This window comes from Paenibacillus sp. CMAA1364 (assembly GCF_054373195.1).
In genome coordinates, this window is the sequence record NZ_JBITNB010000043.1 from 1 (window position 1) to 10,876 (window position 10,876).

At 41.4% G+C, this 10,876-nt stretch carries 15 protein-coding genes; 14 read left to right on the forward strand and 1 reads right to left on the reverse strand.

The window, feature by feature from the left end:
• Positions 1-241 precede the first annotated feature (241 nt).
• Positions 242-1,432, forward strand: a complete 1,191-nt coding sequence (locus ACH8E3_RS16280) for a class I SAM-dependent methyltransferase (protein ID WP_458633710.1) — start codon at positions 242-244, stop codon at positions 1,430-1,432.
• 10 nt (positions 1,433-1,442) lie between these two features.
• Here ACH8E3_RS16280 and ACH8E3_RS16285 read toward each other — a convergent pair whose 3' ends face one another.
• A complete protein-coding gene (locus ACH8E3_RS16285) occupies positions 1,443-1,757 on the reverse strand; it encodes a hypothetical protein (RefSeq protein ID WP_458633697.1) in 315 nt (104 codons plus the stop codon).
• A 118-nt stretch (positions 1,758-1,875) separates the two neighbouring features.
• On the opposite strand from ACH8E3_RS16285, the gene uptA reads away from it, so the two are divergent.
• The 13 genes from uptA to gatB all read left to right on the forward strand — a co-directional run bounded on the left by uptA (position 1,876) and on the right by gatB (position 10,772).
• On the forward strand, positions 1,876-2,535 hold the full coding sequence (gene uptA, locus ACH8E3_RS16290) for an undecaprenyl phosphate transporter UptA (RefSeq protein WP_458633711.1): 660 nt from the start codon (positions 1,876-1,878) through the stop codon (positions 2,533-2,535).
• Positions 2,532-3,098, forward strand: coding sequence for a thioredoxin family protein (locus ACH8E3_RS16295; protein ID WP_458633698.1), 567 nt, complete (start codon positions 2,532-2,534; stop codon positions 3,096-3,098). The genes uptA and ACH8E3_RS16295 overlap by 4 nt, the downstream gene beginning before the upstream one ends.
• Before the next feature lie 6 nt (positions 3,099-3,104).
• Entirely contained in the window at positions 3,105-3,728 is a 624-nt protein-coding gene (locus tag ACH8E3_RS16300; protein ID WP_458633699.1) for an MBL fold metallo-hydrolase, read from the forward strand.
• 223 nt (positions 3,729-3,951) lie between these two features.
• Positions 3,952-4,473 (forward strand): RNA polymerase sigma factor SigY, encoded by a 522-nt coding sequence (sigY, locus tag ACH8E3_RS16305; RefSeq protein ID WP_458633700.1) that lies wholly within the window; start codon positions 3,952-3,954, stop codon positions 4,471-4,473.
• Between the two features lie 2 nt (positions 4,474-4,475).
• Positions 4,476-4,811: a YxlC family protein gene (locus ACH8E3_RS16310; protein ID WP_458633701.1), complete on the forward strand. Its 336-nt coding sequence runs from the start codon at positions 4,476-4,478 to the stop codon at positions 4,809-4,811.
• Positions 4,808-5,032: a hypothetical protein gene (locus ACH8E3_RS16315; RefSeq protein ID WP_458633702.1), complete on the forward strand. Its 225-nt coding sequence runs from the start codon at positions 4,808-4,810 to the stop codon at positions 5,030-5,032. Before ACH8E3_RS16310 ends, ACH8E3_RS16315 begins: the two co-directional genes overlap by 4 nt.
• Before the next feature lie 4 nt (positions 5,033-5,036).
• A complete protein-coding gene (locus ACH8E3_RS16320) occupies positions 5,037-5,231 on the forward strand; it encodes a PLDc N-terminal domain-containing protein (protein ID WP_458633703.1) in 195 nt (64 codons plus the stop codon).
• Positions 5,231-6,151: an ABC transporter ATP-binding protein gene (locus ACH8E3_RS16325; RefSeq protein ID WP_458633704.1), complete on the forward strand. Its 921-nt coding sequence runs from the start codon at positions 5,231-5,233 to the stop codon at positions 6,149-6,151. The genes ACH8E3_RS16320 and ACH8E3_RS16325 overlap by 1 nt, the downstream gene beginning before the upstream one ends.
• Positions 6,148-6,930, forward strand: coding sequence for an ABC transporter permease (locus ACH8E3_RS16330; RefSeq protein ID WP_458633705.1), 783 nt, complete (start codon positions 6,148-6,150; stop codon positions 6,928-6,930). The genes ACH8E3_RS16325 and ACH8E3_RS16330 overlap by 4 nt, the downstream gene beginning before the upstream one ends.
• A gap of 73 nt (positions 6,931-7,003) precedes the next feature.
• A complete protein-coding gene (locus ACH8E3_RS16335) occupies positions 7,004-7,387 on the forward strand; it encodes an ATPase (protein ID WP_458633706.1) in 384 nt (127 codons plus the stop codon).
• A gap of 134 nt (positions 7,388-7,521) precedes the next feature.
• Positions 7,522-7,809: an Asp-tRNA(Asn)/Glu-tRNA(Gln) amidotransferase subunit GatC gene (gene gatC / locus ACH8E3_RS16340; protein WP_458633707.1), complete on the forward strand. Its 288-nt coding sequence runs from the start codon at positions 7,522-7,524 to the stop codon at positions 7,807-7,809.
• A gap of 33 nt (positions 7,810-7,842) precedes the next feature.
• A complete protein-coding gene (gatA, locus tag ACH8E3_RS16345) occupies positions 7,843-9,300 on the forward strand; it encodes an Asp-tRNA(Asn)/Glu-tRNA(Gln) amidotransferase subunit GatA (RefSeq protein WP_458633708.1) in 1,458 nt (485 codons plus the stop codon).
• 32 nt (positions 9,301-9,332) lie between these two features.
• Positions 9,333-10,772, forward strand: coding sequence for an Asp-tRNA(Asn)/Glu-tRNA(Gln) amidotransferase subunit GatB (gene gatB / locus ACH8E3_RS16350; RefSeq protein ID WP_458633709.1), 1,440 nt, complete (start codon positions 9,333-9,335; stop codon positions 10,770-10,772).
• Positions 10,773-10,876 lie beyond the last annotated feature (104 nt).

Here is a 10,876-nt window from a genome sequence, read left to right on the forward strand (position 1 = left end):
TTGTAAAAGCGATAGCGGTCGCCTTGGTATCCGAATTTCAACCGCTGAGCGGTTTTAATCCAGAAATTTGGAGACCACAGCGATTGGAGAAACGGTCCGTTCGCGGAGCGACCTCTTAGACAACCAACCTTTCCCATACAAAAAAAGGGGCCCTAGCCATTTTCATGACTTATGGGACAGCCCCTTTTTTGGATGTGATCTATTTGGATGAGGTAGGAAAGTATGGTATGCTAGCGGAAAAATCAACGAAAGTGAGATGCGCTCTTTGGAATCTATACACAAACTAATTCATCAACTCATGATGGACTCGAATATGATTACGGCAAGTCTAAGTCAATTGCGTAAGAAAGAGGACGTTCCTTACACGAAGGTCCAGATCAAACCCGTCGAATTAAAAAAGGAACTTTATTATCAATTCTCCTATTATGAAAGTAATAAAGTGGTACATAAGAATATAGCCGCAAGAGAAGCAGGACAGGTTATAGAAGATCTATTTGAGAATACTTTTCGCCAAGGGATGATTTGCACACCCGAAGCAGACTATCAAATACTGATTAGTAAGAAACATAAAGTATCCATATTAACGAAATCTCCTTCGAAAAGCGAGGTTGATTTATCACATAATCGTAAGAAGCAGTACGTGCTTGAAGAAGGGCAACCTATTCCTTTTCTTGTGGAGTTAGGCATCATGAATGAACAAGGGAAGGTATTAGCACGTAAATATGATAAATTCAAACAAATCAATCGATTTCTCGAGATGGTGGAGGATATACTTCCTAGCTTACCTGAAGGCCGTCCTCTAACCATTGTAGATTTCGGCTGTGGCAAATCATATTTAACGTTTGCGTTATATCATTATTTAGCTGTTCAAGAGAAGAGAAAGTTGAATGTCGTGGGACTAGATTTGAAATCTGAAGTCATTGAACACTGTAATCAGTTGGCGATGAAGTTAGAATACAATGAATTAAAATTTCTTGTTGGGGATATAGCTGATTACGATGCATTAGACAAGGTAGATATGGTTGTTACGCTTCATGCATGCGACACTGCTACAGATGCAGCCTTAGAGAAGGCTATACGGTGGGATGCATCCGTTATATTGTCAGTACCTTGTTGTCAGCATGAAGTATTCACTCAAGTGAGAAATTCCATGCTAGATCCAATGTTATCACATGGGATATTAAAGGAACGTTTCTCTGCACTTGCCACAGATGCGGTTCGTGCTAAATTATTAGATATCATGGGATATCGAACGCAACTGTTAGAATTTATCGATATGGAGCATACACCTAAGAACATTCTCATTCGAGCGGTCAAAGGGGAAAATGGAGATCGAGCGCAGCTATGGAAGGAATATACGGAATTCCGGAAATTTCTTCAGATTTCACCGTATCTAGAAAAGGTATGCGAGGATCTTCTGCCTTCCAATTAAAGCCTAGTAGCTAACCCCCAAAGGCATCGCGAAAAGCAACACATAGCTTTCTGTGATCTACTTGCCATAATAGGGCTAACTCCTGACTAACTTCACGCTCCCACCATTGGTAGAGAATCTTTCGATTACTGTGGTTCTCGTGAATCCAGATCAGATTACCGATGACTTTACGGTAGTACATATCTTCACCTTGTTGAAGTAATGGATCGGGGATATGAACTTTCATCCGCTTAATAGTTCGGTACAGCTCTTTACTACATGCTCTGCGTATAGAACGTGGCGTTGGAAGTTGTAACTCCTTATTAGATGTGTAGGTAGGTGGCAATGAACTCACTCCTTTTATTACATAACGTATGCACTAGGATAGGTAGGAGATACAGTTCCGTTCCCATGGGGGTTGAAGTAGTAGGTATGTCCGTTGCTATGTTAGAATAGAAATGATGATGAGATTTCTTATTGACCAAATAAATAGTGAAAGAGGGCCAAGAGTGGAATTTATTACGGATATTGTGAATTATTTATTTCAATGGATTCAAAGTTTGGGTTATTTCGGTATTATGTTTGGATTAATGCTTGAAGTTATTCCCAGTGAAATTGTACTTGCTTACGGAGGTTTTCTAGTATCAACGGGGCAGATTAGTTTCTGGGGTGCAGTTGTATTCGGAACGATTGGGGGCGTTATTGCGCAACTATTCGTATATTGGATTGGGCGTTACGGTGGTCGTCCTATTCTAGAGAAGTATGGCAAATATATTCTTATTCATAAGAAACAAATTGATGCTTCAGAACAATGGTTTGAGAAATATGGTACAGGCGTTATCTTTACTGCACGTTTCATTCCGGTCGTGCGACATGCCATTTCTATTCCGGCAGGCATATCGCGTATGAATCTAGGTAAATTCACAATATTAACGACGCTTGCAGTTATTCCCTGGTCTATTCTATTCATATACCTAGGCAAATATTTAGGAAGTAATTGGGAGAATATTGATGAAATTGCAGGACCTTATATTACGCCAATTCTATTAATAGCGCTTGCTTTATTGATTGTGTACGTTCTTGTGAAGTGGGTCAAATCCAATAAGAAGGGAATTAAATCATGAACCCTAATCTAGCAGATAAATTAAGAACAGGACTATCCCCGCAACAATTCATGGAAGGTATGACGAAGAACAAGGAAGCTTTTCAATCGAACTATGATGAATTTATATGGGATAAGACAGAGGATCGCGAATTCTTTGGAAGTTTGAATCACCGTGATGATTTAAGAGTTCTAATTCTTGCAGCAGATTGGTGTGGAGATGTCGTGCGTAATGTGCCGGTGGTATTTCATGCGTTAGAGACGGGTGGTATTCCCACAGAGGTATTGATTCTTGAAGATAACTTGGATGTGATGGATCAATTCCTAACCATGGGAGGAAGAGCTGTTCCAGTGATTATCGTAGTAGACACAGGCGGACATGTGCTTGGGTCATGGGGTCCTCGTCCTAAGCATGTTCAGAAATTTATGGTCGCTTTTAAAGAAGAGAATCCTGATCGTGAATCACCTGATTATGCTGAGAATATGTCTATCGTGCGCTCGCAGATGGAAGAAGCTTATGGAAAGGCCTTCGATACGCGTACAGCGATTCTTAAAGAACTATCCGAAGTGATATCAGGGGTTTAAGAGACAATGCTAAAAATAGATAGTTACTCCTTAGGCCCTTTACAGACCAATGCGTATTTATTAACAAATGAAGACACAGGTAAGGCTATTATTATCGATCCTGGTATGAATCCTGGCGCACTCATAAAGAGAGTACAAGATGTTGAAGTTGAAGCCATTCTGCTTACGCATGCACATTTCGATCATATGGGTGGAGTAGAAGAGATTCGTAACTTTAAAGGTTGCCCAGTCTATTTACACGATTTGGAAAGTGATTGGCTTAGTAATCCGAAATTGAACGGTTCTACGAATTGGCCACAAGTCACGCAACCATTGTCGACAGAGCCTGCTGAATTCGATTTGGCTGGAGGTCAGCAATTAGATCTGATCGGACATCGATTCTCCGTATATCATACACCAGGACATTCTCCTGGGAGTGTTAGTTTCCTTTGTGGAAATGACCTTTTTTCAGGTGATGTATTATTTAAACTAGGTGTCGGACGTACGGATCTCCATGGGGGAAGAGAGAAAGATCTTCTTGACTCGATACATAACACCTTATTTACATTGCATGATGAAGTGAAGGTATATCCGGGACATGGACAACGAACGACGATTGGTTATGAGCGTGTCCATAATCCGTATGTCTAATTCATACATCTACCTACCAGGTAAATTTTCCCTGTACAAAAGATGACAAAATAGTTACAATTGATGTAGTTAATTAATAGAGTTACCATAAGAAAGCACGCAAGCTGAGGACTAATCCCGGTTTGCGTGTTTTATTTTGTCATGAAGTTTTATGGGAAATAGATGAACGAAATGAGTAACCTATTCGTATTATATATGTCGCTGATAGATGAGGGGGCTTTAGATGAAGACAGAGGATTGGAATAGAGTGAAACTTGCGCAGCGAGGAGATGCTGATGTTCTAGCAGATTTAATATATGAACATTACACTTTTCTATACAAATACTTAGTTAAGCTTACGATTGATCCTGCGATGGCTGAGGATTTGACGCAAGATACAATACTTCGATGTATCGAGAAGATAAGATTATACGATGGGACATCTGCCTTCTCTTCTTGGCTCATAACGATAGGGACTCGTATTTATATGGATAATATGCGCCGTAAGAAGACAGAACAGAATTGGTTACTTATGGAGCAAGGTGTTCGTCATGTCCGCTGGCAATTTGAGAGTAAGAATGAGGAATGGAACGATGTACTGGAATCCTTAGCGAAATTATCTACTGAACATCGAGTGGCGATATTACTTAAGCATTACTATGGCTATACTTACGAGGAAATTGGAGGGATGCTCAGCATTCCTTCGGGTACAGTTAAATCAAGGGTAGCCAATGCCTTGCATCAACTAAGAAAGGAGATGAGTTAACTATGGGTTGGAAGGATGAAGAAAGAACAGAAGAAATGATTCTATCGGAATTACGCCAGTCGCTAGACAGAATGGATCATGTGCTTGATAGTCCATCGTTACCATCCAAGGAACAATTGAAAGTTCAGATTCATGAAAGTTTGAAAAGACGTCGCTTAACCATGGTGATCGAACTGTTGATGTTCTGGTTAGTCTCATTATTCGTTGTTGGTAGCGGAATGCTATTGGCTTATTCGGCTCCTTGGATTCTATGGGCAATTCAGGGGATGAGCATAGTTGCGGCTATTGTGATGGTGATCTACTTTATTATTCATCGGAGAAAAGAGGAAGTAGGATGAGCGAACTGAATGAAATTCCCTTATGGCTCATAGTCATTCTGGTACTGATTCTTCTGATCCAAGGAACTTGGTTGTTTATGGATGCAGGTAAACGCGGGAAGTGGCGATGGTTCTGGGGAATATGGGGACTGATGAATGTACCTCTACCCCTATTCATGTATCTCGTCTTTGTTAGATTTCCTGAACATCGTAAGAAATTTCATTTCAAAAAGGATGATTAGTGATATGGATATAACTATCAACTGGTTATTGGTTCTACCGATTATAATTCTTCAGCTTGTACTTGTCGTGATCGCTTTGATCTCGTTATATAGAGCAGAACAAGTGCGGGGACCCAAATGGGTGTGGATATTAGTCATTATATTTGGAAGTATAATCGGTAGTATTCTTTACTTTGTTATTGGAAGGAAAGATATATAATGGATGTTCTGACAGTCACTGAGTTGACTAAATGCTTCGGTAAGGAAAGTGCAGTTAAAGGCCTCAATTTCCAGCTGGAACAAGGTAGATGTGTTGCTCTACTAGGTGCTAATGGGGCGGGTAAGACAACGACATTACGTATGCTTGCAGGTATCCTTCCGTCATCTTCAGGTCAAATCGCTTTTGGCGAAAATAAAGATAGCGCTATAGATTACCGCAAGTCACTTGGCTATTTACCGCAATATCCTGCATTCTATGGTTGGATGTCAGGTCAAGAATATTTGCGTTTCGTGGCTAAGCTGAGCGGCGCGGAACATAAGGAAGCGTGTACAGAATCGGATGCTATCCTGAAGAGGGTAGGTCTAGGAGATGCAGCAAGACGACGGATTTCCGGATACTCCGGGGGGATGAAACAGCGTCTTGGACTTGCACAGGCACTTGTTCATAAGCCTAGACTATTGTTGCTTGATGAACCGGTCTCTGCTCTTGATCCAATTGGTCGTAGAGAAGTCATCAACTTACTTCTGGAAATAAAGGAAGAGACAACGATTCTCTTCTCTACACATGTGTTACATGATGCAGAGGAAATATGTGATGATATTCTCGTGATGGCAAAGGGGAGGTTAGTCGAGCAGGGAACCCTGACATCCTTAAGAGAGAAATATCGCCTGCCTCTAGTGATTGTACAAGTGGAGAGGGAACAAGTCGCTTTATTATGGCTTGACTCATTAAAGCGTAAGCCCTATGTGATTGAGGCTAGTATTAAAGGGGATGTTGCAGAATTAATGGTTCATGAACTGGGTCCTGCCAGAGATGAGCTAATAAGAGATGCTGCAGAGAAACGAATTCCTTTAATCAAATTGGGAGCAGGAAGTTCTTCCTTAGAAGATATGTTTGTGAGAGTGGTGAGTGAGCGATGAAGGGGATATGGCTATTGTACCAAAAGGAAATGCTAGAGATGTCTCGAAGTTTTAGACTCTTATGGATTCCAATTGTCTTTGCTATATTAGGAATCATGCAGCCAATCGTTAGTCTATACATGCCAGAAATAATGAAAATGTCCGGAGGAGTGCCACCAGAGATGTTCTCGCTTTATGTTGTACCATCATCGGCAGAAGTTATGATTCAAGTGTTGAGTCAGTATAGCTCGCTGGGCATTCTAATCCTTGTATTGGCAGGAATGAATAGTGTCTCAGGAGAGCGATATGGGGGTACAGCGGAGTTGTTGATGGTCCGACCTATTTCATATGTAGCAATTATTATTTCGAAATGGCTCGCTCAGTGTACTCAAGTGCTGTTGGCTTTTGGCTTAGGATATGCAACAGCGTTCTTGTACACCTATCAAATGATAGGGTCATTATCCTGGAGTAGTTCCTTATTATCATTTGGATTGTATGGTCTATGGCTTGTATTAGCAGTAACTCTGACGTTATTGTTCAGTACGCTATTGCGGGGAGCAGCAGCGGCGTTTGTTACACTATCTATTCTAGCGTGTCTATCCCTTTTATATGGAGTCCTTCCTTCTTGGTTCACCTGGAGTCCGGCTCGCCTATCTTCCTTCGCGACTGAAGCGCAGATCGGTAATACTTTTCCAGTATCTTCATTGATTATATGTTGCTTGATTACTATAGGTATCATTATTCTAACGCTACTTTGTTCATCACATTTACTTCAAAGAAGACTACTTCCCAATTCATAATTTTATTGCGTAGACATCACTATCTTTTTTTAGTAGACTATAGATTATCTTATGGACATCTAGGAGGTAGACGATGCTACAAATAGGGGGAAAAATTGTAATCGTCGATGACGCTTTTGAGCAGAACCTTCCAATTGGGGAGTATGGTTACATTATAGCTTATGACCGCAACCCGGATAATGCATTTGATTATGTTATCCGCATACCGAATCTTAATCGAAATTTCTTCGTGCCAGATAGCGATGTAGAAATGGAAGAGAGATTATTGCAAATGGAAGTAGAGCGTACAACACATGAAGCGCTAATCGACTACGCTTTAGCGACATATAACGAAGATCTTTTTCATCATGTGATGAATGGTGATCATGAGAATGGTGAGGAGAGCGAGATGGTCTCCGCTGAAGCATTAACCCAGGCGGAATTTATCAAACAGATTAATCTTCGTTCCTGGATATAGAGGAGTCGGCCTAGGCCGACTCTTTTTGCTTATGATTGAATTGTAAAGGGTTCTATCCTATAATTATAAACATTATTGCGACGATTACGGCATTAACCCGAAATGACCTGAGAAATAGGAGGAAAATGAATCAGATGACGATAACCATTCGAGATGTACAACATGTAGCTAATCTTGCAAGGCTTAACCTCAGTTCAAAGGAAGAGTCGACACTTACCGAACAGTTGAATGCTATTCTACAATATGCACAGAAGCTGGATGCACTAGATACGGAGGGCGTTGAGCCTACAACACATGTACTTCATTTAAGTAATGTTATGCGTGAAGATGTAGAACGCGAGAGTCTATCTATTGAGAAAGTATTCGCCAATGCTCCTGAAGTTGAGGATGATCAATTTAAGGTTCCAGCTATTCTGGAATAAGATTTTATATATGAAAAAAGGGAGGAATTAGGATTGAGCTTATTTGACTATAGATTGTCTGATATACATAGCAAGATGAGTGCTGGGGAATTATCTCCTACGGATCTGGTAGATCAGGCATTCAAGACAATACAAGAACGGGATACCCGTGTGGGAGCATATCTTACACTTGATGAGGAGCAAGCTAGAGCAACAGCTCGGAGATTAGATGATCAGTTAAGTTCTAATGAGGATCGAGGTTTGTTATTCGGATTGCCTGTAGGGGTAAAGGATAACATTATAACAGAAGGTCTACGTACAACTTGTGCTAGTCAGTTCCTTAGTAATTTTAACCCTGTATATGATGCAACCGTAACGAAGAAACTTCGTCAAGCGGACTCAGTTATCCTAGGTAAATTGAACATGGATGAATTCGCCATGGGCGGATCGAATGAGAATTCTAGCTTCCATCCCGTTCGTAATCCATGGAATTTAGATTATGTTCCTGGTGGTTCTAGTGGTGGTTCTGCCGCTTCAGTAGCAGCAGGCGAAGCATATTTCACACTCGGTTCAGATACAGGCGGATCTATCCGTCAACCGGCATCTTATTGCGGAGTAGTAGGTCTGAAGCCGACATATGGTTTAGTATCAAGGTTTGGATTAGTAGCCTTTGCATCCTCATTGGATCAGATTGGTCCTATCACTAAGAATGTAGAGGATTCAGCCTATGTGTTACAAGCGATAGCGGGATATGACTCTAAGGATTCAACATCAGCAAATGTGGAAATTCCTGATTACCTAAATGCGTTAACAGGAAATATTAAGGGACTACGTATCGCCGTGCCTAAAGAATACATGGGTGAAGGTGTTGATCCACTCGTGAAAGAAAAGGTCATGGCCGCGTTGAAGGTGCTTGAAGGTATGGGCGCTACTTGGGATGAAGTCTCTTTACCACATACGGAGTATGCAGTGGCAACATATTATTTACTAGCATCTTCGGAAGCATCTTCGAATTTGGCTAGATTTGATGGTGTGCGTTATGGTGTTCGCTCTAATAACCCTGCGAATCTCCTCGATCTGTATCATGAGTCACGTAGCCAAGGGTTTGGTCCAGAAGTGAAACGACGTATCATGCTCGGAACCTATGCTTTAAGTTCTGGTTATTATGATGCTTATTATTTAAAAGCACAGAAAGTCCGCACATTGATTAAACAAGATTTCGACCAAGTATTTGAGAATTATGACATTATCATCGGACCAACTGCACCGACAACTGCTTTTAAGATTGGTGAACAGGTGGATAATCCCTTGACGATGTATCTGAATGATATCCTAACGATACCGGTAAGTCTTGCTGGTGTACCTGCTGTGAGTATCCCTTGTGGTTTTGCAGAAGGAATGCCGGTTGGGTTACAAATTATAGGTAAGGCTTTTGATGAATCTACGGTGTTACGTGTAGCACATGCTTTCGAGCAACAGACGGATTATCACACGAAGCGTCCGAATTTATAAATAAAGTTAGATAGAGAAGGAGGGAATAAGACGTGTCTACATCCAAATATGAAACAGTTATTGGACTAGAAGTCCATGTGGAGTTGCATACGAACTCCAAAATATTCTGTGGTTGTTCTACTGAATTTGGTGCTCCACCGAACAGCCATACTTGTCCTGTTTGTCTTGGGCATCCCGGAGTACTACCCGTACTTAATCGCCAAGCGGTAGATTATGCTATGAAAGCAGCGATGGCACTCAATTGTACAATTGCAGATAGAAGTAAATTCGATCGGAAGAATTACTTTTATCCCGACTCCCCTAAAGCGTATCAAATCTCTCAGTATGATCAACCGATAGGTGAACATGGTTGGGTTGATATCGAAATAGACGGAAAGACCAAGAGAATCGGAGTTACACGTCTTCACTTAGAAGAAGATGCCGGTAAATTAACACACGTCGACGGTGGATATGCTTCGTTGGTAGATTTCAACCGTGTTGGAACACCTCTCGTAGAGATTGTATCTGAACCTGATATTTCTTCGCCGGAAGAAGCGCGTATATATCTTGAGAAGATAAGAGCGATTATGCAATACTGCGAAGTGTCTGATGTCAAAATGGAAGAGGGCTCCCTACGCTGTGATGCTAACATCAGTCTGCGTCCATATGGACAAGAAGAATTGGGTATCAGAGCAGAGTTGAAGAATATGAACTCTTTCCGTGGTGTACAAAAAGGAATGGAATACGAAGAGTTCCGTCAAGCTGAAATTTTGGATGACGGGGGTACAGTTGTACAGGAAACAAGACGTTGGGATGAAGCCAAAGGGAAAACCATTAGCATGCGTGGTAAGGAAGAAGCTCACGACTATCGCTATTTCCCAGATCCTGATCTTGTAACGTTACAGATTGATCAAGCATGGAAAGATCGTATACGTGCTTCGATACCTGAATTACCAGATGCACGTAGAGAGCGTTATTCGAGCCAATATGATCTACCGAGTTATGATGCTGCAGTCATTACTGCATCTAAGGTCTTAGCAGATTTCTTCGAGGAGAGCTTACAGCATACAGACGATGCCAAATCCGTATCGAACTGGATTATGGGAGATCTCATGGGCTATCTAAATAGTAATAATGTTGAATTGTCTGAGCTGAAGGTGACTGGGCAAGGACTTGGTGAAATGATTGGTCTGATAGGAAAAGGGACGATTAGCAATAATATTGCTAAGAAGGTCTTTAAGGAAATGCTAGAAAGCGGCAAACTTCCTCAACAGATCGTAGAAGAACAGGGATTAGTGCAGATTAGTGATGAAGGTGCCATATTAGGCATTGTTGAGCAGGTCATAGCAGTTAATCCGCAATCCATCGAGGATTATAATGCGGGTAAGCAAAAGGCGATTGGATATCTTGTTGGTCAGGTGATGAAAGAAAGTAAAGGGAAAGCCAATCCAGCGATGGTTAATAAATTGTTGATGGAAGTGCTTAGTCGCTAAGGAACCAACTGTCTCAAGGGCTTGTCAGTAATTGACAAGTCCTTTTGGCTGTGCGCCCAGCATGGGCGCTATCTATAGGGTGTGAGTCCCGAATGGCGAAGGCA